The sequence below is a fragment of the Desulfotignum phosphitoxidans DSM 13687 genome, from assembly GCF_000350545.1.
In the GTDB taxonomy this organism is placed as follows: Bacteria; Desulfobacterota; Desulfobacteria; order Desulfobacterales; family Desulfobacteraceae; genus Desulfotignum; species Desulfotignum phosphitoxidans.
Window position 1 is genome coordinate 263,293 of the sequence record NZ_APJX01000006.1, and the last position, 24,138, is coordinate 287,430.

The 24,138-nt window shown below is 48.4% G+C and carries 21 protein-coding genes; 20 read left to right on the forward strand and 1 reads right to left on the reverse strand.

Annotation, left to right across the window (positions count from 1 at the left end; all coding sequences use genetic code 11):
* Window positions 1-148: 148 nt before the first annotated feature.
* From rdgC to gyrB, 4 genes are all read left to right on the forward strand, one after another.
* A complete protein-coding gene (gene rdgC, locus DPO_RS14915) occupies window positions 149-763 on the forward strand; it encodes a recombination-associated protein RdgC (RefSeq protein ID WP_006966899.1) in 615 nt (204 codons plus the stop codon).
* 3 nt (window positions 764-766) lie between these two features.
* Entirely contained in the window at window positions 767-1,303 is a 537-nt protein-coding gene (locus DPO_RS14920) for a hypothetical protein (protein ID WP_006966900.1), read from the forward strand.
* Between the two features lie 309 nt (window positions 1,304-1,612).
* The gene (dnaN, locus tag DPO_RS14925) at window positions 1,613-2,734 is read left to right on the forward strand and encodes a DNA polymerase III subunit beta (protein ID WP_006966902.1); all 1,122 of its coding nucleotides are present in this window, start codon (window positions 1,613-1,615) and stop codon (window positions 2,732-2,734) included.
* Window positions 2,731-5,145, forward strand: coding sequence for a DNA topoisomerase (ATP-hydrolyzing) subunit B (gyrB, locus tag DPO_RS14930; protein ID WP_006966904.1), 2,415 nt, complete (start codon window positions 2,731-2,733; stop codon window positions 5,143-5,145). Before dnaN ends, gyrB begins: the two co-directional genes overlap by 4 nt.
* On the opposite strand, the gene DPO_RS14935 is transcribed toward gyrB, so the two are convergent.
* Entirely contained in the window at window positions 5,139-6,344 is a 1,206-nt protein-coding gene (locus DPO_RS14935) for an aminotransferase class I/II-fold pyridoxal phosphate-dependent enzyme (RefSeq protein ID WP_040011939.1), read from the reverse strand. The genes gyrB and DPO_RS14935 overlap by 7 nt on opposite strands.
* A gap of 159 nt (window positions 6,345-6,503) precedes the next feature.
* On the opposite strand from DPO_RS14935, the gene dapB reads away from it, so the two are divergent.
* From dapB to DPO_RS15015, 16 genes are all read left to right on the forward strand, one after another.
* A complete protein-coding gene (dapB, locus tag DPO_RS14940; protein ID WP_006966908.1) occupies window positions 6,504-7,310 on the forward strand; it encodes a 4-hydroxy-tetrahydrodipicolinate reductase in 807 nt (268 codons plus the stop codon).
* Window positions 7,311-7,358: 48 nt separating this feature from the next.
* On the forward strand, window positions 7,359-8,867 hold the full coding sequence (locus DPO_RS14945; RefSeq protein ID WP_006966910.1) for a sigma-54 interaction domain-containing protein: 1,509 nt from the start codon (window positions 7,359-7,361) through the stop codon (window positions 8,865-8,867).
* A gap of 47 nt (window positions 8,868-8,914) precedes the next feature.
* A complete protein-coding gene (locus DPO_RS14950) occupies window positions 8,915-11,206 on the forward strand; it encodes a type I restriction endonuclease subunit R (protein ID WP_006966912.1) in 2,292 nt (763 codons plus the stop codon).
* Window positions 11,207-11,229: 23 nt separating this feature from the next.
* The gene (dinD, locus tag DPO_RS14955; RefSeq protein WP_006966914.1) at window positions 11,230-12,069 is read left to right on the forward strand and encodes a DNA damage-inducible protein D; all 840 of its coding nucleotides are present in this window, start codon (window positions 11,230-11,232) and stop codon (window positions 12,067-12,069) included.
* 20 nt (window positions 12,070-12,089) lie between these two features.
* Window positions 12,090-13,742, forward strand: a complete 1,653-nt coding sequence (locus tag DPO_RS14960; protein ID WP_006966916.1) for a type I restriction-modification system subunit M — start codon at window positions 12,090-12,092, stop codon at window positions 13,740-13,742.
* Entirely contained in the window at window positions 13,739-14,989 is a 1,251-nt protein-coding gene (locus DPO_RS14965) for a restriction endonuclease subunit S (protein WP_006966918.1), read from the forward strand. Before DPO_RS14960 ends, DPO_RS14965 begins: the two co-directional genes overlap by 4 nt.
* Before the next feature lie 7 nt (window positions 14,990-14,996).
* Entirely contained in the window at window positions 14,997-16,667 is a 1,671-nt protein-coding gene (locus DPO_RS14970; protein ID WP_236609969.1) for an AAA family ATPase, read from the forward strand.
* Complete coding sequence (locus tag DPO_RS14975) at window positions 16,667-17,593, forward strand: hypothetical protein (RefSeq protein WP_006966922.1); 927 nt, start codon at window positions 16,667-16,669, stop codon at window positions 17,591-17,593. Before DPO_RS14970 ends, DPO_RS14975 begins: the two co-directional genes overlap by 1 nt.
* A 157-nt stretch (window positions 17,594-17,750) precedes the next feature.
* Window positions 17,751-18,053 (forward strand): hypothetical protein, encoded by a 303-nt coding sequence (locus tag DPO_RS14980; protein ID WP_006966925.1) that lies wholly within the window; start codon window positions 17,751-17,753, stop codon window positions 18,051-18,053.
* Window positions 18,050-18,502 (forward strand): PaaI family thioesterase, encoded by a 453-nt coding sequence (locus tag DPO_RS14985; RefSeq protein ID WP_006966927.1) that lies wholly within the window; start codon window positions 18,050-18,052, stop codon window positions 18,500-18,502. Before DPO_RS14980 ends, DPO_RS14985 begins: the two co-directional genes overlap by 4 nt.
* An 11-nt stretch (window positions 18,503-18,513) precedes the next feature.
* Entirely contained in the window at window positions 18,514-18,987 is a 474-nt protein-coding gene (locus DPO_RS14990; RefSeq protein ID WP_006966929.1) for a flavin reductase family protein, read from the forward strand.
* Window positions 18,988-19,000: 13 nt separating this feature from the next.
* Window positions 19,001-20,158 (forward strand): transporter substrate-binding domain-containing protein, encoded by a 1,158-nt coding sequence (locus tag DPO_RS14995; RefSeq protein ID WP_160166922.1) that lies wholly within the window; start codon window positions 19,001-19,003, stop codon window positions 20,156-20,158.
* Between the two features lies 1 nt (window position 20,159).
* Window positions 20,160-21,098, forward strand: coding sequence for an Lcl C-terminal domain-containing protein (locus DPO_RS15000; protein WP_006966933.1), 939 nt, complete (start codon window positions 20,160-20,162; stop codon window positions 21,096-21,098).
* Window positions 21,079-21,873, forward strand: coding sequence for a dihydropteroate synthase (locus tag DPO_RS15005; RefSeq protein ID WP_236609970.1), 795 nt, complete (start codon window positions 21,079-21,081; stop codon window positions 21,871-21,873). The genes DPO_RS15000 and DPO_RS15005 overlap by 20 nt, the downstream gene beginning before the upstream one ends.
* Before the next feature lie 25 nt (window positions 21,874-21,898).
* On the forward strand, window positions 21,899-23,581 hold the full coding sequence (locus DPO_RS15010) for a GMC oxidoreductase (RefSeq protein ID WP_152427681.1): 1,683 nt from the start codon (window positions 21,899-21,901) through the stop codon (window positions 23,579-23,581).
* Entirely contained in the window at window positions 23,578-24,126 is a 549-nt protein-coding gene (locus DPO_RS15015) for a hypothetical protein (protein ID WP_152427682.1), read from the forward strand. The genes DPO_RS15010 and DPO_RS15015 overlap by 4 nt, the downstream gene beginning before the upstream one ends.
* The last annotated feature ends 12 nt before the right edge of the window (window positions 24,127-24,138 follow it).

The following is a 24,138-nucleotide window of genomic DNA, read 5'->3' on the forward strand; positions in this document are numbered from 1 at the left end:
CTTACAATATATAATTAAAATTGTAAATGCCGTATCCATCTATGGCCTGTCCTTTATCAAAGAAATATGATAGAATATCCAAATTGTTTTTTAAATTAATTTTTAATAAAAAAAATGAGTTATATAAAAAATAAACCAAGGAGAATACATGGGATTTTTATCTGCCACCTTATCCATGAGCCGGTATCATATTTTAGATACATTTGACACCGAACCCATGGAACAGGTTCGCAACGGACTGATTCAGCACGCAATCCCGAAAACGGAGAATGAATATGAAGAAATCTCCGCTGGATGGACCCCTTTTGAAAGTCCGTATCTGCCTGATTTTGATCAATTTTCATTTATTTTTGGCAGCTATTTTCTTTTTTCGCTGCGCATTGACAAAAAATCGATCCCAGCCAAACTGGTGCACAAACAGATGGCCATTGAAATCGAGAAAAAAAAAGCGGATTCCGGCCGAGATTTCATCTCCAAAAATGAAAAATCGGAGATCAAGGAAACGATCATGGATGTGCTGATGCACAAAATGCCGTCCATTCCCAATGTGTACGATGTGCTGTGGGATTATGAAGCAAAGACCCTGTTTTTGCTCACCACCCAGAAGGCAGCCAACGAGTTTTTTGAAACCCTTTTTTTCAAATCCTTTCATCTGAAACCGGTCCGGTTGTTTCCTTATACCCTGGTTGAAACAAAATCAGCGTTTTCTTCGACACAAAAAGACCGCATCCTGACTTTAACCCCATTACACTTTTCGAGGTGACCCATGCTGGATATCGCCACTGCGTACAATAAATACTCATTTTTGGGCAATGAATTTCTCACCTGGTTGTGGTTCATGGTGGAAACCGGACAGGACATCACACAGGCCATAGAATCCAGGGATCCGGTATCCCTGGACATCGGCAATTCCCTGGTGCTGGAAAACAGCCTGGGAGACAATGCCAGGGAAAAGATCACCATCAAAGGAGACCAGGCCGGGCTGGAAGAAGGTACCACGGCCCTGAAAAAAGGGGCCAAGGTCACGGAAATGAACCTGATATGCAAACTGGGACCTGAAGAGGAATACCATTTCACCCTCAAAGGAGACAGTTTCAACATCACCGGGTTGAAAACCCCGGCTGCGGCCGGAGACGGGTCTGATGACGAAATCGAAGGCCGGATCATTGAAAAAGCCCTGCTGCTTGTCAGGATCACGCAGGTTATTGACACCCTGTTTTTCACCTTTTTAAAACAACGCACGGCGGATGACTGGAAACACAAGGGGTTTGATCCGATGCGCACCTGGATATACAATGATTAAAAAAATGATGAAAACCTGTTCAAAACAGACCGGGTTTTGAACACCTTTGGGATCATGTGTTGAAAACCCGGTCTGTTTTAATGAATTACCAACCTTATTTTCAACCCGAATTTTTAAATTTATATTTTTAATTCAAGGCAATTAAACCGTTTTGAACATATGAACACCCCTTATTGTTATTATTATTTTAAATCTATAATCCATAAATAAATATGTTTCCGATTTATCATTTGATAAAAGACCTGTTTTGATATAAATATTTCAGGAATAATCCTTAAAATATAAAAGAAAGAATAAAAAGGAACCGGAATGAGATTTTCATTTGATAAAAAAGAAGTCTTGGAAATTCTTTCTAAAATCCAGGGCATCACCGGTAGAAAAACCAACTTATCCATCACCTCGGATGTACTGATCAAAGCCATGGGAGACCAGATCATTCTCACTGCCAATGATCTGGAAACCGTGTTTATCGGTACTTATGACGCGGTTGTTGAAAAAGAAGGCATTATTTCCATCAGCGCCAAAAAATTCTTTGAAATCGTCAGAGAATATCCGGACAATACCATTCCGGTCAATGAAGTGGAAAACAGATGGGTGGAAATCGGCAAAGGAGACAGCCTGTTTCATATCGTTTCATCGGATTATGAAAATTTTCCGGAAACACCGGTCATTGAAAATGTGGATTTCATTGAAATCAATGCAAAAGATTTAAGGAAAATGCTGGAATCCGCTGCCGTGATCTCTTATGCAGGAGATGAAAAACGCACCTATGTGCTAGGGGCGTTGATTGAAAAAATTGAAAAAAACGATGTCCTGCACTTAAGAATGGTATCCACCGACTCCCGGCGTCTCAACTGTTTTGATGCCAAATACACCGGGGATCTGGTGTTGCCGAACGAGCCCGTGATCATTCCCAAAAAAGGGCTGAGCGAACTGCACAAATTTATAGACAACACCTCGGAATCCATCCGGGTGGGAATCAAAGCCAATCATTTTGTGTTTCAGCGGGCCAATGAATCCATCATGATCAAACTGCTCAGCGGAGAATATCCCAATTACCCGCCCATCATCCAGACCGATACCATGACCGGCATGGAAGTGGACCGCAACATGTTTTACACACTCATGAAACGGGTTTCCATTCTCACTTCCGATGATTACAAGAGCGTGATTCTGAATTTTAAAGAAAACGAACTCACGGTTACCATCACCAACCCGGAGATCGGGGAATCCAAAGAACGCATGATGATCGGGTATTCAGGAGACGAGATAAAAAGTGCTTTCAACCCTCGATATTTCATGGATGCTTTGAACCTGTTCGACCAGGCCACCGTGGTGGTCTACATAAAAGAAGCAAAAACGCCGTGCATCATCAAAGCCATGGATGATGACAATCTTATCTGTGCCATCATGGCAATGCATATCTCATGAAAGAAGACAACGTGACAAAAGAATACAACGCAGGCAGCATCAAGATTCTGGAAGGACTGGAAGCAGTCAGAAAACGGCCGTCCATGTATATCGGCAATGTGGACATGGAAGGACTCCATCACCTGGTGTACGAGGTGGTGGACAACAGTATCGATGAGGCCATGGCTGGCCATTGCGACACCATCAATGTCACCATTCATCCGGACATGAGCGTGAGTGTGGAGGACAACGGCCGGGGGATTCCCATTGAGATACATGATACCGAGCATGTGCCGGCCTGTGAAGTGGTCATGACCAAACTGCATGCCGGCGGCAAGTTTGACAAGGATTCCTACAAAGTGTCCGGCGGACTTCACGGCGTGGGAATTTCCGTGGTCAACGCTCTGTCCAGCCACCTGGAAATGGAAGTCTATAAAAAGGGAAAGATCTATCACCAGGTGTATTCCCGGGGGCACAAGGTCACGGAGTTGACCGTCAAGGGAGATACCGTGAAAAAAGGAACAAAAATCCGATTTACGCCGGATTTCACGGTCATGAACGAAAATGAATTTGATTATGAAATTCTGTCCCGGCGCATGCGGGAGCTGGCCTTTCTGAACAAGGGGGTCCGGATCATTATCGAAGACGAGCGGTCCGCCCAGAAAGATGATTTTTTCTACGAAGGCGGGATTGTGTCGTTTGTGGAATATCTGAACCGCTCCTGTACGCCTTTGCATGATCCCATCCACATCGAGGGGGACAAAAAAGATGTGCAGGTGGAAGTGGCCATCCAGTACAATGACACATTCAAGGAAAAACTGTATTCCTATGCCAACAACATCCGCACCATCGAGGGCGGATTCCATGTGTCCGGGTTCAAGGCGGCCATGACCCGCACGGTGAATGCGTATATCGCCGGGGCTAAAAATCTGCCCAAAAACATGCAGAATATCAAGCTGTCCGGCGATGACATGAGAGAAGGCCTGGCCGTGATCATTTCCGTGAAGATCATGGAGCCCCAGTTCGAAGGCCAGACCAAGACCAAACTGGGCAACAATGAAGTCAAGGGTATTGTGGAATCTTTGCTCAACGAAAAACTGGCCTGGTTTCTGGAAGAAAACCCCACCGTGGCCAGACAGATCATCTCCAAGGCCGTGGATGCGGCCAGGGCCAGGGATGCAGCCAAACGAGCCCGGGAACTGGCCAGAAAAAAAGGCACCCTGATGGATTCCACCCTGCCGGGCAAGCTGGCGGAATGTCAGTTTGCCGATCCTGCGGAAAGAGAACTGTTCCTGGTGGAGGGCGATTCTGCCGGCGGGTCGGCCAAACAGGGAAGAGACCGAAGGTTCCAGGCCATTCTGCCTTTGAAAGGCAAGATTCTGAATGTGGAAAAAGCCCGGTTTGACAAGATTCTGAGAAGTGACGAGATCAAAAACATCATCACCGTGCTGGGCACAGGGGCCGGCAAGGAAGAGTATGATGTGGAAAAAATCCGGTATCACAAGGTGGTGATCATGACGGACGCGGATGTGGACGGTTCTCATATCCGGACCCTGCTGCTCACCTTTTTTTACCGCCAGATGCCGGAAATGATCGCAAAAGGATATCTGTACATTGCCCAGCCGCCGTTGTTCCGGGTGGGTTCCCGAAAAAGCGGGCTGTATCTGAAAAACGAGGAAGAATACTCCTTGTATCTGATTCAGCGCATTGCCTCGCAAAAAGATCTGTATATCGACAATCAGACAGATCCGATTCCTGAAGAAAAATTCCAGCAGTTCATGCAGAATATGACCTGGTATTTCAATGCAGTGTCATTGCTTCGGAAGCGGGATTTTGACACCAAAATGCTGCTCAATGTGATTCATCACGGGGTCAGAGACAAATTTTTCCTGGAAAAGAGAAGCAATTTCGAGGCATTGTCCCAGGATTTGAAAAATTCCGGGTATCAGCCCCAAGACATTGAATATGACCCGGAGCGCAAAATCTATGAGATGGATATCTATGACAAGGAAGGCAAGCAGTTCCTGCTGAGGGTGGGCCGGGAGATACTGGCCACCTCCGACTACAAGCAGATGCTCAAAAGCTATGAAAGAATCGCCGAGTTCAACCAGCCGCCGTTTGCTGTGATGTCCAAACAGGAAGATGCCAAAATACGAAACGAATTTGCCACTATTGATGAATTGTACGCTTTTTTAATGGCGGAAGCCAAAAAAGGGATCGCTATTCAGCGGTACAAAGGTCTGGGGGAGATGAACGCGGAACAGCTCTGGGAAACCACCATGAATCCGGAAAAACGCATGATGCTCCAGGTGAATATCGACGATGCGGAAAAAGCGGACGAGATTTTCACCCTGCTCATGGGAGAAGAGGTGGAACCCCGCCGCAATTTCATTCAAAAGCACGCCCTGGAGGTGACGTCCCTGGATTATTGAATTTCCATGGCATCCATGGCTTTTTTCATTTGCCGCATGGCTTGGCGCAGCCGTTCCTCGTTTTCCACCAAAGCCAGGCGCAGATAGCCTTCGCCTTCCTTACTGAATCCGGTGCCCGGTGCCACAGCCACATTGGCCCGGTTCATCATTTCAACGGCAAACTGCATGGCTCCCATCTTGTCAAAGGGTGCCGGGATTTTGGCCCATACAAACATGCCCGCCTTGGGAGGGGTAATATCCCATCCCATGCGGGACAGGCCGGAACATAACACATCTCTTCGGACCTCGTAAGTTTTGGCCAGCACGGGAATGGTATCGTCGCAGTCTCTTAACGCAATGATGCCCGCCACCTGGATGGCGGAAAAAATACCATAGTCAAAATATCCCTTGATCTGGCCCAACGCTTTGACAATCTGCTCATTGCCTACGCAGTAGCCGATGCGCCAGCCCGCCATGTTGTAGGATTTGGAAAATGAGCCGAATTCCACGCCCACATCCTTGGCACCCGGGGCTTCCAGAAAACTGGGGGCCTTGTATCCGTCAAACGTGATCATGGAATAGGCAAAGTCATTGATTACCATGAATCTGAACCGTTTGGCCAGAGCCACGATCTCTTCAAAAAACGCAATGTCTGTGACCACGCCCGTGGGGTTGTGGGGATAATTGAGCATCAGCACCTTCGGGGCCGGGTAGCAGGATTCGCAGATCTTGATGATCCGGTCTAAAAATCCCTGCTCCGGGGCAATGGGGATTCGCATGACATTGGCCCCGGCAATGACGGCGGCATAGATGTGGATGGGAAAGGCCGGTGCCGGCACCAGCACGGAATCCCCGGGTCCCATGATGGCCAGGCACAGATGGGAAATCCCCTCTTTGGAGCCGATGGTGAAATAGGTTTCCTTTTCCGCATCCAGATTGATGTCATAATGGCGCTGATAGTATTTGGCAATCTCCTTTTTCAAATGCGGCATGCCCGAACTTTCCGGATACCGGTGGGATTTGGGGTCCTTGGCCACCTCCACCAGTTTTTCGATCACTGCATCCGGGGTGGGATCCATGGGATTGCCCATGCCAAGATCGATGACATCATCTCCGTTGCGCCGTTTTTCCATTTTCATCTTATTGATCATGCCGAACAGATAAGGCGGCAGCTGATCCATGCGGCTGGCAAAACGAATGATATTTTCTTCCACGGCCATGACTCCTTGTAAAAACAATAAATAAATGAAAAATAAAATTTGAACTATACCAGATTCATATTTTAAAAATAAAGAGAAAAATTCATGATTTTATCATTGGACATCAAACCCAAAATACCATAATAATCAAGGTAAAGAAATGATGAAAGGAGACCGTCCATGACAAAAAAAGTGTGTATTGCCGGAGCCACGGGCTGGGCCGGTTCCGCGTTGACAAAAGCCGTTCACGCACAGACCGACATGGAGGTGGCGGGTGCGGTGTCCAGAACCCGCAAAGGTGAGAAACTGGCCGAGGTTCTGGGTCTTGAGAAAACAGATGTGATAATTACCGATTCTGTGACAAGACAATTGCTGGCCGATGCCCGGGTGCTGGTGGAATTTACCAAACCTGACGTGGCCATGACACATATCATGACGGCTTTGGATGCCGGCGTACATGTGGTGGTGGGAACCTCGGGCCTGACCGATGCGGATTATGCGCAGATCCATGAAAAAGCGCTGGAAAAAAAAGTAGGTGTGCTGGCAGCGGGAAATTTTGCCCTGACCGTGGTGCTTTTGCAAAAATTTTCAGAAATTGCGGCCCGGTATATTCCTCAATGGGAAATCATCGATTATGCCGGTGACGCGAAAAAAGATTCCCCCAGCGGCACGGCCCGGGAACTGGCCTTCCGGCTGTCCCAGGTGAGACAGCCCCAACTGACCGTTCCTTTGGCAGACACCCAGGGTCCCGTCGAAGCCAGGGGCGCAGACATGACCGGCTCCCAGGTGCATTCCATCCGGCTGCCCGGATTCACCCTGTCTTCGGAAATCATTTTCGGCATGCCCGACCAGACCCTGACCATCCGGCACGATGCCGGCACCAGTGCCCAGCCCTATGTGGACGGGGCTTTACTGGCCATCCGAAAGGTGGACACCTTCACGGGTCTTCGCCGAGGGCTGGATCATGTGATGGATCTGGATGCATAAATTTAAAAAATCTTGTATCTCCATAAATTAATTTGTATTAGTTGATTCATGAAGACGATTTTAACAAGCTGGATTGGTTTGACGGATTTAAGGGCTTCCAACAATATAGTTGAAGCTGGATCAGGACCAATCGCACAGGCGATTTCATCCAGAACTTATGATGAAATATGCTTAATAAGTGATTTTCAACCAGAAGATACGAAATATTATAAAGCATGGTTGGAAACCAAAACAAAAACACCGATTTTTGTCTATTCTGAACGATTATCCGGCCCTACAATTTTTTCAGAAATTTATGAAGCTGTTGCCCGTGTTGTGACGGATATAAAAAAAAGGCATCCAGGAGATATGGATCTGGTCTTTCATATCAGTCCAGGTACACCTCAGATGGCAGCTGTTTGGATTATTCTTTCTAAAACTCGTTTTCCGGCAGAAATAATAGAATCTTCTCTGAATCATGGTGTTCGTACCGTTTCCATACCATTTGATATTTCCGCTGATTTTATACCGGATCTTTTAAGAAAGTCTGATAAAACGCTTGAAAGGTTATCCTTTGGGTTATCAGAAGATGCCCCCGAATTTGAGGATATTATCCATCGCAGTGAAACCATGCAGCAGGTGATAATAAAAGCCCGACGTATCGCTCCACGTTCCATACCAGTATTGATCGAAGGCGAATCAGGAACCGGCAAGGAACTGTTTGCCCGGGCCATTCATAAAGCCAGTCCACGAATAAACAAACCCTTTATTACGATTAACTGTGGGGCCATCCCGGCTGAATTGGTTGAAGCTGAATTATTCGGACATGAAAAAGGATCATTCACAGGAGCAAGCACTTCAAGGGTTGGTCATTTTGAGGAAGCCCATGAAGGGACAGTTTTTCTGGATGAAATTGGAGAACTTCCAAAAAACATGCAGGTTAAACTGCTTCGGATATTACAGGAAGGCGAGGTAAAAAGAATTGGAACAAACAAAACCCGAAAGGTTGATATAAGAATTATTGCGGCTACAAACAGAAATCTTATGGAAGAAGTTGCGGCAGGGAATTTTAGAGGAGATCTGTTTTATAGGTTGGCTGTGGCGGTAATTAAGCTACCGCCTTTAAGGAAAAGACAGGGCGACATCAGTTATCTGGTAGACCATTTTTTGAATCGGATAAATAAGGAAAGTGTTGGTGAGCCCGGGTATAGACATAAAAAAATTTCTGCTTCTGCAAAAAATATATTGTTACAGCATGCATGGCCGGGAAATGTGCGTGAATTACAGAATACCTTAACCCGTGCGGCTGTCTGGTCTTTGAATGATAATATTAATGATGAAGATATCCATGATTCGCTGCTTCAGAGTCCCCAAAAAGATCAGGATATCTCACAATTTTTCGAGCAACCCATTGGACAAGGGATCGACTTGAATCTGATTATAAAAAAAGTGGCGGTTCATTATCTTGAAAAAGGGCTTTCAGAATGTCATGGAAATAAGACAAAAGCCGCTAAATTATTGGGTCTTTCAAGTTATCAGACACTGACAAACTGGCTGAAAAAATATGAGATTGAATAAAAATGGCATGTTAGTTGCTATGATTAAACAACATGAAGGAAAAAATCATGGGCCCAAAAACCACCGAAGCAGATGCCAGAATACTCATTGACGATATGCTTAAAGAAGCCCTCTGGGATCCGGCTGACAAGTTTCAGGTTCGAACCGAAGTATATATTCAACAGTTTGATGGAAATGTTTCTGATGAACTGAAGGTTGAAGAAACGTTGTCAGGCTATTATGAAGCAGAATTTTCGAAACAGAAAAAAAAACCGGCTTTAGGAAGGGTTGATTATGTCCTTCAAAACAGCCAGGGCAAACCCCTTGCTGTCATCGAGGCCAAAAAAAATGCCATCAATCCCTATGTCGCAAAGCAGCAGGCCCTGCCTTATGCGAAAGCGCTGGAGGCACCTTTTATTTTCCTGACCAATGGAGAACTGATCTATTTTTGGGATTACCAGAATGATGATGCACGGATTGTGGCATCATTTTTCTCCCAGCGTGACATGGAACGGATTGTGGAGTCGCGTAAAAATCGCAAGCCTCTGGCCACGGTGGAAATACCTGAGCATTACATACGACAGGGAGAAACCAGGGAAGTAAGGTCATATCAACAGGAAGCCATGCGTGCCCTTGATCATGCCCTTGAACTTGGTAAAAAAAGATTTCTTATTGAACTTCCCACCGGTACCGGCAAGACGGATTTGACCACTCTGTATATAAAAAGGCTGATAGAAGCCGGATGGGCAGAACGTATTCTTTTTCTTGTAGACCGGGAACAGCTTGCCAAACAGGCCCTGGAAGCCATTCAGGATCTACTGGGGGGTCAATATGGCAGTTATTGGCTCAAACCCGGCATGGCACGGCAGGAGAAACAGATTACGGTCTGTTTATTGCAGACCATGATCAATCGGTGCCAAGAATACACCAGTGGCTATTTTGATGTGGTGGTCATGGATGAAAGTCATCGCTCCATCTATGGAGCCTGGCAGGCATCCCTGACCCGTTTTGATGCCCTGCATATTGGACTGACCGCTACGCCTGCCAATTACATTGACCGAAATACCTATGAATTTTATCAGTGCAAGGCGGGGCAGCCAGATTTTTCATACAGCATACAGGATGCCTTTGATGCAGGATATCTTTCTCGATACAAGTTTGCCACCGGCATCACAGAAGTTATCGCCGAAGGTGTTGATGTGGATGAAAACCATTATGATCCTGCCAGATTCGAGAGGGACTGGACCAATGAAAAAACCAACCGCATAATGATGGAAGAATTTGATCGTCTCGCCTGGCAATCTTATCCGTCCCTGGCACCCGGTCAGAAGACAGGCCCTGGAAAAGCGGTGATTTTTGCCATCACCAAACGCCATGCAGCCCGGTTGGCACAATATCTCAATGAACTTCATCCCGAACATAAAGGAAACTATGCCGTGGTCATCACATCGGACGTTGCTGACCCTGATGCACTGATCCGGCAGTTCAAAAAGGAAACCTATCCCATGGTAGCGGTCAGTGTCGGCATGCTGGATACCGGGTTTGACTGCCGTGAGATCCTCCACCTGGTCATGTGCCGCCGGATAATGAGCCCGATTCTTTATCAGCAGATGCGGGGCAGGGGAACCCGGATAGCACCCCATATTCAGAAAGAAAAATTTGTTATTTACGATTTTTTCAATAATCATAAACGCTGGAATGATTCTGATACCGATGTGTTCACCGGCGGGACAAAAAGTGGTATTTCATCGGGCGGCTCAGGCGGCAGACCGGAACCTGAAAAATTGATAGAGCTGGGTGTTGCGGATGAATGGCTGGAGGCAGTCAGTTATGTCGAGGTCGGACCTGAAGGAGAACGGATCGATAAAAAAGAATACCAGACCAACTGGGAAAAAACAGTGCGGGATATGAGTAGAGAAGATCCCATCATCGATAAGGTTAAAATGGGTGAACCCCTCACTGAAAGTGAAGAAGAAAAGCTGTCCACCCGGCTCAACAGCCCAAGACACTATTTCAATGAAGAAAACCTGCGCAGGGCATATAAAAATCCAGTGGGCAGTCTGATTGATTTTATCAAGGCAGCCCTTGGCCTGGTCAAAATAAAAAGCCGGGATGAAAAGCTTGAAGAGGTTTTTCGGGCCTGGCTGGTGTCCCGGGCACTGGCCCCGGAACAGGCCCAATATTTATCACTTTTAAAGAACCGGGGTATTGCAACCGGCAGGGTACAGATCGATGATTTATTTAAGCCGCCGCTGTCCATTCTCAATGCCGCCGGCATCGGCATAGAGCTGTTTGGTGAAAAAGGACTTCAGGAAATTGTGGAAGATTTGAACAGGCATGTTTTCAGCATCACAGCATAAAATAACGGCCGAAAGGAAGCAAGATGAGCAAAAAGGTTGAAAAAAAACACCATCAGACATTTGAAAATTTAAAACATACCACCGATGATGGAATGGAATTCTGGTCATCACGGCAGCTTGCCAAAGTTTTAGATTACGCGGAATACCGCAATTTTCAACCAGTTATCGAAAAAGCCAAAAAGGCATGTGAAAATAGCGGGCAACCGGTTCAAAACCATTTCGTGGAGATGCACGAGATGGTTGATATCGGTTCCGGTGCCAAGAGGGAGATGCCTTCTGTCGGGCTTTCCCGTTATGCATGCTACCTGATCGTTCAGAATGCTGATCCATCCAAGCCTATCATTGCCAATGGCCAGACCTATTTTGCCATTCAGACCCGGCGGCAGGAACTGGCAGATGATGAGACCTTTCAGCGACTTAAAGAAGATGAAAAAAGGCTTTTTCTGCGCAATGAATTAAAGGAGCACAACAAACAGCTGGTGGAGGCGGCCCAACAGGCCGGCGTTGAAACCACGCTGGACTTTGCTGTTTTTCAGAACCATGGATACAAGGGATTGTATGGAGGATTGGATGCCAAGGGGATACATCAGCGCAAAAAATTGAAAAAAAGTCAAAAAATTCTTGATTACATGGGCAGCACGGAACTGGCTGCCAACCTGTTCCGGGCTACCCAGACAGAGGAAAAACTGCGCCGGGAAAATATCAAAGGTAAGACAAAGGCCAATCAGACCCATTATGAGGTTGGTTCAAAAGTCCGTCAGACCATCAAGGAACTGGGCGGTACCATGCCCGAAGATCTTCCTTCGCCTCAAAAAGGGATCAGACAGGTGGAACGGGATCAAAAAAAACTGGAAAAAAAATAACATTCAAACTGGAGTAACAGATGGACCAGGGCATACGAAGAAAACTCAGCCGGATCACCAATATCCTCTGGGCAGGCGGGGTGACCAATCCGGTGACCTATATCGAACAGATCTCCTATCTTATTTATCTGAAGTTGCTGGATGAGGAGGAAGCCAGCAGAGAATTGCGGGTCCGGCTTAAGGCCGGCAACGGCAAACGTCTCTTTCCTGATCAGGCCGAACGGTTTCGATGGGTTAAATGGCGGTTTTACAGCGGCAACAAGCTGCGTGATTTTATCCGGGATGAGGTGTTTCCATATATGGCATCTCTGGTCAAGGATGAGCCCCAGGTGGCGGAATATTTCCGGGATGCGGTTCTGGAGATCACCGATCCCAATGTCCTCAAACAAGTGGTGGATGAACTGGACACCATCGATTTCAGAAAAATGGGGCCGGATGTCAAAGGGGATATTTTTGAATACCTGCTCACCCATCTGGGCCAATCAGCCCTGAACGGCCAGTTCAGGACCCCCAGACAGATCCGGGCCTTTATGGTGGCCATGACGGATCCGGATATCGGGGACACGGTGTTTGATCCGGCCTGCGGTACAGGCGGGTTTCTCATTGATACAGTAGATTACCTGCTGGCCAGGTACAGCGAAACTCCCCAGGAAGTACCGATTTATGGTGAAGATTGGCTGGAAAAAAGAAATCAGACCCTGGATGAAGCCAAAAATGAGATTCCCAGCCTCCAGACCTTCTGCAAAGGGGCTGGGGAGAGAATTCCGGACTGGAACTTATTGGAGGCTTCCATTTTTGGCACTGACGTTTCCCGGCAGATGATGCGGATTTCCATGATGAACCTGGTGCTCCACGGTATAGGCAAGGCACCCCTGAAACGGGCCAATGTCCTTTCCGAAATGGGTGGTCTTACCGAGGACGACCTGAACCGCCGGTACAAAGTGATCCTTTCCAACCCCCCGTTTGCCGGTGTGCTGCCCAAGGATTCCATTCGTCACGACCTGCCCACCAGCTCCAAAAAAAGCGAGCTGCTGTTTCTGGCCCTGCTGATGGAGTCACTGGCTCCCGGGGGCCGCTGTGCAGTGGTGCTGCCGGAAGGGGCTCTGTTCGGTGCTTCCGGCGCCCACAAAGAACTGCGTAAAAAACTGGTCACTGACTTTGAGATTCTGGCTGTGGTGTCCCTTCCGGCCGGGGTATTCAAGCCCTATGCCGGGGTAAAAACCTCGGTGCTGGTTTTTCGAAAACCCGTCAACCTGCCTGAAAATGGCAATCCAGCCACCCGGAAAGTATGGTTTTACGAGATTAAAAACGACGGTTATGACCCGGACAAAATCCAGGGCGGTGTCCGGCCTGAAACTCCGGAAAAAAATGAGATTCCCGGCCTTTTGAAAGCGTGGGATGATTATAAAAAATTCGGTTTTCAAACCCCGCCCGGCAAACAGGCCGGGGCCATGCTGCCCCCCGGTTCAACAGAGCCCAAATACTGGTGGGCGGAATCTGAAATGATCGTGACCAGTGATTACAATCTCACTGCCAGCCGCTATAAACCCCAGATTGCAGAAGAAGTCCCGGATGAAGACCCGGCTGATCTGATCCGAGAGGTATTGAAAATTGAGCAGGAAATAACAGAGGGATTGGAGAAACTGCTCAAGGATGTGGAGGAGGCAGGATGAAGTGGCCAAAACAAAAGATATCGGCTTTTTGCCAAACAGGTAGTGGAGGGACTCCCTCAAGAAGAAATGCAGATTACTACGGTGGATCAATTTCTTGGGTCAAATCAGGTGAACTTAAAAATGATGTTATAATCAAAACCGAGGAGTATATTACAGAAAAAGGCCTGAAAGAATCTTCCGCAAAATTGATTCCTCGAAATTCAATCCTTATTGCAATGTATGGTGCAACAGTTGGGAAAACAGCTATTTTAGGTGTTGATGCTGCAACAAACCAAGCAGTTTGTAATATTCAACCTAATCCAGAAATAGCGCACTATAGGTTTGTTAAGTATTATTTGGATCATAGCATTAATGATTTACTTCAAAAAAGGGTTGGAGGGGCTCAACCCAATGTCAGCCAACAGATAATAAAAAATATTGATATCCCACTTCCACCTATTTCCGAACAACAAAAAATAGTAGAAATCCTTGACCAGGCAGATCGTTTGCGAAAATTGCGCACAGATGCAGACAAAAAGGCCGAGCGGATACTTTCTGCTTTATTCATCAAAATATTCGGAGATCCTGCCACGAATCCGATGGGGTGGAGGACAGGGACCCTTGGTGATGTGGTAATAGAAACACAATATGGGACATCTGCTAGAGCCAATACAGATGGTAAAGGTTTACCAGTAATTAGAATGAATAACATCGATAAAGCAGGATATCTTGATGTTTCAGACATTAAATATATTGTTTTTTCAGAAAACGAAAAGAAAAAATATTTGCTTAATAAAGGGGATATTCTCTTTAATCGGACAAACAGTAAAGAGCTTGTTGGTAAAACTGGCATTTGGTCTGGTCAAATGGATGCGGTCTTTGCTTCTTATCTTATTCGTATTCGTATTGATTCTGGAAAAATTGTCCCCGAGTTTTTATGGGCATTAATGAATTTGCCTTTTACAAAACAGATGTTACTTAATAAATCAAGGCGGGCAATTGGAATGGCTAATATTAATGCTAAAGAGTTGCGTAATTTCCCAGTTTATATACCATTAAAAACTCTTCAAGAAGATTTTGCAGAAAAGATGTTTAAAGTTATTGCAAATAAAGATGAAAGACAGAAGCGTGGTAAAAAAATGGAAATTTTGTTTACCCATCTTCTTCATTGTGCTTTCACCGGAGATCTCACCACCTCTTGGCGGCAGGCCCATATGGAAGAGCTTTTGCAGGAAATGGAAATTCAGGCCAGGGTATTGGCCAAATAGGAGAAAGATGATGATCCATGCGATTCACCTCGGCAATTTCAAGGCATTTGCAGAGACCCAGCATATCCCGGTCAAGCCCATCACCCTGATTTTCGGGCCTAACAGCGCCGGAAAATCCAGCATCATCCACAGCCTGGCCCTGACCCATGAGGCCCTGCGCACAGGAGAACTGGATCTGTTTCGCACCAATCTTGGCGGCAGCTCCATTGATCTTGGCGGTTTTAAACAGTATATCCACCGCCGCCAGATCAGCCGCCGGATGGAATGGGGGGTAACCCTGGGAACCGGAAAATTTACCGGGCGCCTGAAAGAACTGCTTGAACCGGCGGCAGATATCACCCTGCTGATCACCATTGGCATGCCGTTGAATCCCAAAACCGATGAACCCGAGCCCGGCACAGTTCCCCATATCATTACCTATGAACTGCACAGCAACAACACGCTGCTGCTGCGTATGAGCAGGCGGCCCGGCAACCGGATGGCCCTGGATCAGCTTCCCTATAACCATCCGGTGCTGCAACGGCTGATCCGTGCCATGCTCGAAGGCTTCACCACCACCGGAAGCGTCTCTGAAAAAGACCTGGTTTCTCTGGAACAGCCCATGGCCGAGATCATTGCCGGCCTGCGGAGTACCATGGACACCTTGTTTCCAAAAAGTATCAAGGATGAGGAGCGTGAGGAAGAATCCGTTCGGCAGTTGCACCTGTTTCCGGTCAGTCGGGGAAACCGGCAGGAAGACCTGGCAAATGCGCTGCGCTTTTTTCTGCCCCGCACCCTGGATGAACTGATAAAGGAATTGAACCAGGTGATCAGCGCTGAAATAAACCGTCTCCAGTATTTGGGTCCGCTTCGTTCCTATCCGTCCCGTCATTTGGCCTTTGCCGAACATGATGATATCAACTGGTATGCCGGTGGTGGATATGCCTGGGATGTTGTCCGCCGAAACAAAGATGTCCGTGACAAGGTCAATGACTGGCTTCGGGATGCCAAAAAGCTCAGCACCCCTTATGAACTTTCCATTAAAAACCTGCTGACCATTGAAGACCTTGAGGCGGACTATGAAACGCTTGTCAGTGGCGTGGAAGCAGCCATGGATAGCGATGATTGGACCGATTTTGAAAAAACAGTGGGTGAGGCCGTATCCGGAGATCATTTTGGAGAACTTTACGGCATTCTGAACCGGTTGAAAAAATCAGAATCAAACTATGCGGCTTTCCAGGAACTGGTGCTTTTTGACCGCCGAACGGAAACCCAGGTATCTCACCGCGATGTGGGTATCGGCGTAAGTCAGGTGCTGCCGGTTCTGGTATCGGCCTTTGCCGAGCATGAAAAGATCATTGCCATTGAACAGCCGGAAATACACCTTCATCCGGCGTTGCAGGCGGAACTGGGAGATGTGTTTATTGAATCGGCCCTGGCCGGGAATAACAATACTTTTTTGCTTGAAACCCATTCTGAGCACCTGATTTTGCGAATTCTGCGCCGAATCCGGGAAACCGCAGAAGGAGAGCTGGAAGCCGGTGCCACCCCCATCACTCCGGAACAGGTGGCGGTACTGTATGTCCAGCCCGGAAAAAAGGGTTCGGAAATCCTTCACATGCCGGTCAATGAAGAGGGGGAGTTTAAACGTCCCTGGCCCCAGGGTTTTTTTGCCGAACGTGCCAGGGAGCTTTTCTGATGATTTATGAATACGCCATTGAACCGGATCTCGCTGTAAACTGGGGCAGAGACAGAGGCGAATACCGATATTATTATGAAAAATTCGGCATAGGAACGCCCAGAATGATGGCGGAGTTTCCAAAATTAAAAAACTGGCGAAAATTGTTCAAACAGGCGGCTGCGGGTGCGGATGAAACCAATGAACTTCCCTTGATCGAAGAGATGTTCAAGCTGCTTAAGGCAAAACTGATTTACCGTGAAGGTGTTGCGTATGACGGTACCTGTTCCTGGCTTGAAAATGCCGAAGCAGAGAATAAAAGACAGGCGTTTCAAGCCATACTCGCCCGGACCAACCCCGGGCAGCGTGCAAATGTGTTGACTCCCGGTTCCATAGATGACAGCCCTTTTTGGCAGGTGAAAACACAAAATTATTGTCCCCGCCAGGCGATTGACATGGCTGAACTGGTAGCAGCAATGCTGGTAAACTGTTCAGAAATTCATTTTATTGATCCCTATTTCGGGCCGGAAATCGTCCGGTTTCGAAGACCGTTGGAAGCGTTTATTCAAGTTCTTTCCACCCGGAGAATCTGCCGCCCTGCAATTCAAAAGATAACCATTCATACTTCGGAGAAGGCACCTATTTTTACTTTCAGGCAGACCTGTGAAGAAAAAATCAAGTCAAAGATTCCACAGGGTTTATGTGTCACTTTTTATCGGTGGAAGCAGCGACAGGACAGTGAAAAACTCCACAACCGCTATATTTTGACAGATATCGGCGGGATCAAGGTCGATCCCGGAATGGATGATGGCAAAGCGGGTGAAAATTTCGAAGTGATTCTCCTGGAACGTACCCTCTATGAAAAGCAATGGAAAGATTTTGTTGAAAAACCGGCTTTTGATTTGTCAGAAGACCCTTTTACCATAATCGGCAATTGCGAAACGTGATAGCCAGATGGAAAAATCCAGACATGAAAAAGATCTTCGGTGAAAAATTGGAAAATACATTCACCATTGAAACAGTGATTGAGAAATCGAAAAATCAGGATTATATGCTATATCATATCCTACACAGTTAACACAGGTATCGATTGAGGCCAACACCATGGAAATAAAAAGAATTATCAAAAAAGTGTATACTTCACAGCTGTGTATTGATTTACCCCCATCATTCATTGATCGGGATATTGAGATACTGATCATACCGCTGGATGAACCAACTTTATCTGGAAAAAAAAGAAAAAGAAAACCACCGGTTGAATTGAAAGGGAAAGTAAAAGAACGAAGAGATGTAATGCGTTCTGCATCATTATCTGATTGGGGCATGAAGCATCATGATTTTTCTGAAGATATCTCCGGAATAACGTTTGATGAGCGAAATATGAATGATGAGGATAGAAAAATATGATGGAAACCAACGAATTGAATACCGGACCCCATGAGGTGAAACTGGACAGCTGGATCAGCTGCGCGCCGTTTGAAAAACTGGTGGGGATAAAGATTGAGATGGCTGAAAACGGGCGGGCCTGTCTGACCATGCCGTTTGTCTATGAACTGGCTCAGGGGCAGGGCCTGGCCCATGGCGGCGCCATTGTGACTTTGGCGGACACGGCCGTGGCCATTGCCATTAAAAGTGTTGTTCCACCGGGAAACAGATTCGGCACCACCTCATTGAGTGCAAAATTCCTGAGACCTGTGAAAAAAGGCATTCTCACCGCAAAAGCGGAAGCAGTCATGGTCAAGGAACGTCAGGTGGAGGGAAAAACCACGGTATTTGACGATGAGAACAGACCGGTGATGGAGTTTTCAGCCGTGTTCAAACTTGCCGGAAAAGGGATGTCATCAACGCAAAAATAAGGAGGTATGATATGAAAGAACAGTGGCAGTCGGCCTTCGGGCAGATGACCTATGGAATTTATGTGTTGACCACGAAAACAGATGATGGGATCAACGGCATGATCGCCTCCTGGGTGACCCAGGTGTCGTATGATCCGCCTTTGATCATGGCGGCGGTGCATCCCAACCGGTACTCCCACGACATGATCGTTACCACCCGGGCGTTCGGGCTGCACATCATCAATCAGTCCCAAAAAGACCTGCTCAAACGGTTTAAAGGGCCGGACCCGAAGGAAAAGTTTGCCGGAATAAACTGGAAAACCGGAACCGCCGGGGTACCTATTTTGAAAAACTGCCTGGCCTGGTTTGAACTGGAAGTGATCGAACAGCATCAGCCCGGCAACCACACCCTGTTTATCGCAAAAGTCGTGGATGCCGGGGTTCATTCGGAAGGCACACCTTTGACCACACTGGATTACGAAGGCATGTATGTGGGGAAGAAGTAAGCATAAAATCGGGGTGATCCTGATAGTCCTGCTTTGGGTCGGTGCCGGGTATGCCGGTCAGATCGATCTTTCTTTGGATGACATGGCCCTGACACCCGCTGAAACCGCCTGGCTGGAGAAAAATCCGGTCATTTCAGCGGGGGGCCCACTGGCATTTCCGCCGTTTCATTTTTTTGATGATCAGGGGAATGTGAACGGCATTTCAGCGGAATACCTGTTTTCGATCATGGAGGCATTGGGCCTCGAAGTGACTGTTCGAAAAAAACTGCCCTGGACAGAGGTGCTGGAAAAAGCGAGATCCGGTCAGATCGATATAATTGCCTGTGCGGCCAAAACAGCTGAAAGGGAGACCTATCTGTCTTTTTCCATTCCCTATCTTTCCTTTCCTTTGGTCATCCTGACCCGAAAGGACGCGCCGTTTATCGGGGGCATCCAGGATCTGCACGGCAAAACCCTGGCGGTCATCGAGAAGAACGCCACCATCGACTGGCTGAAAAAAGACGGCATCGCATTTGTACCCTATTATGTCAATTCTCCGGCTGAACAACTCAGGGCAGTGGCAGCCGGACGTGTGGATGCTGTTATAGAAAACCTGGCAGCCGCCACCCATATTATCCAGACCCATGGGCTGACCAATGTCAAAATCGCGGCCCCCACGCCCTATGAAAGTTATGATCTTCACATGGCGGTTCCAAAAACCAGTCCGGAGCTGCTGGGAATCCTGAACAAGGCCATCGGGGCCATCACTCCCGCACAGCACATGCGGATAAAAAACGACTGGCTGTCGGTGCGGTATGAACACGGATTGCAGAAAAGCGACATTTTAAAATGGGTCGCCACGGTTGTGTTTATGGCGGCGGTGATTCTGTTTGTGGTGATCTCATGGAACCGGACCCTGAAAAAGGAGATTGCCGCCAAAAAAAAGCTGATCGAGGAACTGAAAGATGCCATGGCCGAGATCAAAACCCTGAAAGGGATTGTTCCCATCTGTTCCGGGTGTAAGAAAATAAGGAATGACAAGGGATTCTGGAACCATCTGGAAGTGTTTATAGAAGAACATTCCCAGGCTTCTTTCAGCCATGGGCTGTGTCCGGAATGTGAAGAAAAACTGTATGGCGGGCAGCCATGGTATAGCCCTCGTAAAAAACAAAGCACTGAAAAACAGGAGTAACGTGGAAAACAGGTTCAAACCGGACAACGATGTTGTTATCGATGAACACACGGGTCTGATGTGGACTCAAAATGCCGGGCTGGTGGAATTTCCCTTGACCTGGGAGGAGGCCCTGGCAGAGATAAAAACATTCAACGAAACCGGACTGTTCGGGTATCATGACTGGAAACTGCCCAACCGCCGGGAATTGTTCAGCCTGATGAGTCATGAAGTGATCAACCCCAGCGTCGATGCCGGTCACTTGTTTACCGGCATTTTTCACGGGTATTACTGGACGTCCACCACCTGTGCCCGGCTGCCGGACCAGGCCTGGTATATCCACCTGGGCGGGGCCCGGGTGTTCAAGGGAATGAAGCATCGTTCCTACATGGTCTGGCCGGTGCGAAAGATCCATCCCGGTGGTTCCCGGGTGTGGCAGACCGGACAGACCGTTTGTTATGATGGGTCCGGCAGCCGGTTGGACTGCGACGGGTCTGGCCAGGACGGGGAGATTCAGAGCGGGAAAACCTGGCCGGAGCCTCGGTTCAGACCAGAGGACGACAGCATCCATGACACCGGCACCGGCCTGGTCTGGCTGAGACATGCCAATGCCTTTGACGGCCCCATGGACTGGAACACGGCATTTGACCGGGTCGCACAGATGAACCGGGACCGGGTACAAGGATATGATGACTGGCGGGTTCCGGAAATCCGGGACCTGGAAAGCCTCACAGACATGGACCATCATTCCCCGGCCCTGCCTGAAAATCATCCGTTTACCCATGTTCAGGCGTTTTACTGGTCCGCCACCACCAGCCAATATGATACCGGGTATGCCTGGGTTTTGTACACAAAGGACGGGCCTGTGGGGGTCGGGTACAAGCCGCTGACTGAATTTTTTCTGTGGCCGGTGCGCGGCCCTTATACCGGCATGGGAGCCGATGATGAAGCTGATCGCTGATAACCTGCGCATCACAAGGCCGGACATCCGTCGGGCCTTGCAGCAGTTGGACCCAAAACCGGTGCAGGATTTGGTGAAAGCCTGTGAAGCCCGGGGGGCCTGGGCCATTGACGTGAATACCGGTCCTCTGGGAAAACAGGCAGGGCCGGGCATGCGGTTTTTCATGGAGGCGGTCCAGGCAGTGACTGACCTGCCCCTGCTTATTGATACGGCCAACCCCGATGCCATGGCCGCCGGGGTCAAGGCGGCGGAAAACCGAATTATTCTTAACGGATTTTCTCTGGAACCCCGGAAACTGGAACAGATTCTGCCGCTTGCCAGAGATTCTAATGCGGATATCGTGGGATTTCTGCTGTATCCGGACTCCCGGGTGCCGATAGATGCAGCCCAGCGGTTCGAGGTGGCCCAGGATCTGATGGAAGCAGTGGAATCTGCCGGTGTGGCCAAGGAGCGGGTGATCATCGATCCGGTGATCCCGCCCCTGGCCTGGGCGGACGGGATTGTTCAGGCCAGAGAGGTAATGAAGGTGATCCGCACCCTGCCCGATCTTTTGGGGTTTCCGGTCAAGACCATCGGCGGTATCTCCAATCTGGGAACCAACGCCCCGGACCGGGCGGCACGGCTGGCTGTCGAGCTAAGCTATGTGGCCATGCTGGCGTCGGCCGGTCTGGATTATGCACTTCTGGATATATTGAATTTCGACCTGGTCCGGGCAGCGAAAGTGTCCGGCATCCTGGCCAGAGAAAATCTTTTTTCCTGGGCCATGGTACCTTAATGAATAAAACCGCAACAGGAGTTTTATGATGACCGAGCCGATTTTTGATTTTGACTATCTTGTCATCGGATCCGGTTTCGGCGGCAGCGTGTCTGCCATGCGTTTGTCCCAGAAAGGCTACAAGGTGGGCGTTATCGAAGCGGGAAAAAGATGGTCAGGCAACGATTTTGCCAAAACCAACTGGCACCTGCGCAAATACCTGTGGATGCCCAAACTGTTTTTATATGGCATTCAGCGGATGAACCTGCTCAATGATATTTTTATCTTGAGCGGCGCCGGTGTGGGCGGCGGCAGTCTGAACTATGCCAATACCCTGTATGTGCCCCCGGATTCTTTTTTTGATCATGAAGTTGTCAAGCGCATGGGGGGAAAATCCGAACTCATGCCCTATTATGAGCTGGCCCAAAAAATGCTGGGGGCCACGGAAAACCGGTATATCGGCGAGGCAGACCATCTGATGCGCCAGACTGCGGCGGAATATGGAAGGGAGCACACCTTTCACAAAACCCGGGTGGGGGTGTATTTCGGAGAACAGGGCAAAAAAGCCAAAGACCCTTATTTTCTGGGACAGGGGCCGGACCGGGTGGGGTGTGAACTGTGCGGGGCATGCATGACCGGATGTAGGAAAGATGCCAAAAACACGCTGGACAAAAATTATCTGTTTTTTGCGGAAAAATTCGGGGCTCAGATCATTGCTGAACACGGGGTGACAGATATTTTTCCGTTGTCGGACGACGGGTCTGAGGGATACCGGGTCACGGCGGTGAAGACCACGGGAATCCTGAGACTTGAAACCGTTTATTACACAAAAGGGATTGTGCTGTCCGCCGGGGTCCTGGGAACCCTGTCTTTGCTGCTGACCATGAAGGAGAAAGGGCGATTGCCCAACCTGTCGGATCAGCTGGGGCATCGGGTCAGAACCAACAGTGAAGCCATTTTGTCGGTCAGGGCCAATTGCCGGGCCGCAGATTTTTCCAAAGGCGTGGCCATTACATCGAGTGTGCATCCGGACGACCATACCCATATGGAGCCGGTGCGGTATGCCCAGGGCAATGATTTTTTAGGGCTTTTGGCCGTCTTGATGACCGACGGCGGGGGCCGGGTCCCCCGGATAGTCCGGTATATCGCCAATGTGCTGAGACATCCGATATCGTTTTTCCGGCTGTTGAATCCGTTTGGATTTGCCCGCAGAAACCTGATCGTTCTGGTGATGCAGACCCATGACAACTATTTGAATGTGTCCCGGAAACACCGAAAGATCTGGCCGTTTGTCAAAACCCTGGCATCGAGACAGGCCAGTGACAGAAAAAATCCGGTCTACATCCCCATTGCCCATGACTTTGTCCGGCGCCTGGCCCGGCGGGTGGACGGCATTCCGGTCAGCATTTTTTCAGAAGTGTATCTGAACGCGCCCATCACGGCCCATATCATGGGGGGATGCAGTGCGCACACAGATCCGGAAAAAGGGGTAATCGATGACAGAAATCAGGTTATGGGGTATAAAAACATGCGGGTGGCGGACGGGTCCATGATACCGGCCAACCTGGGGGTGAATCCGGCGTTGTCCATCACTGCTCTGGCGGAAAGGGCCATGTCCTTTGTTCCGGCAAAACAGTCAAATATAAACTTTTTACAGGTGGAAAAAAAATGGGGAATCACAGAGTTGCTGAACAGATCGGACACAAAACAGACAGGGGAATTCATTTGAGAACATACCATAAAATACTGATCCTGGTGCTTGTTTTGAGTATCGGCCTGGTTTTTCCGGTTTATGGAGAAACCGTGAAAAAGCTCACCACCGGAGATATCATTGCCCTTCAAAATCAGTGGGGCCACGGCATTGTGACCATCGGAAAGGTATTCCAGGCCGGGGGGGATTACACAACTGCGGCCCGGGAAATGATTGCAAAGATGTATGGCTATGATGACGGACCGGTTCTTTTCAAGCCCACCAAGGCTGCGGCGGATCAGTTCCGGGAAACCGCTGATCAGGCCCTTTCCTATTTTGTGGGCGGCCGTGTGCCCGAAGATCACGGGTTTGCCCTTCAGCCCTGGTCAGAAGTGCGGTTTGAAAATCATGACGTCGCGATTCAAAACAATATGGCCGTGGCCATGGGCAATTATTATTTCACGGATGCCAATACCGGGGATGTCATCAAAGTGGAATACACCCTGGGAATCAAGCGGTGTGAAGATGACCGGCCCGTGATATTTCTGCACCATTCGTCACTGCCTTTTCAGCCCGGGCATTGACTCTGGAAAGGA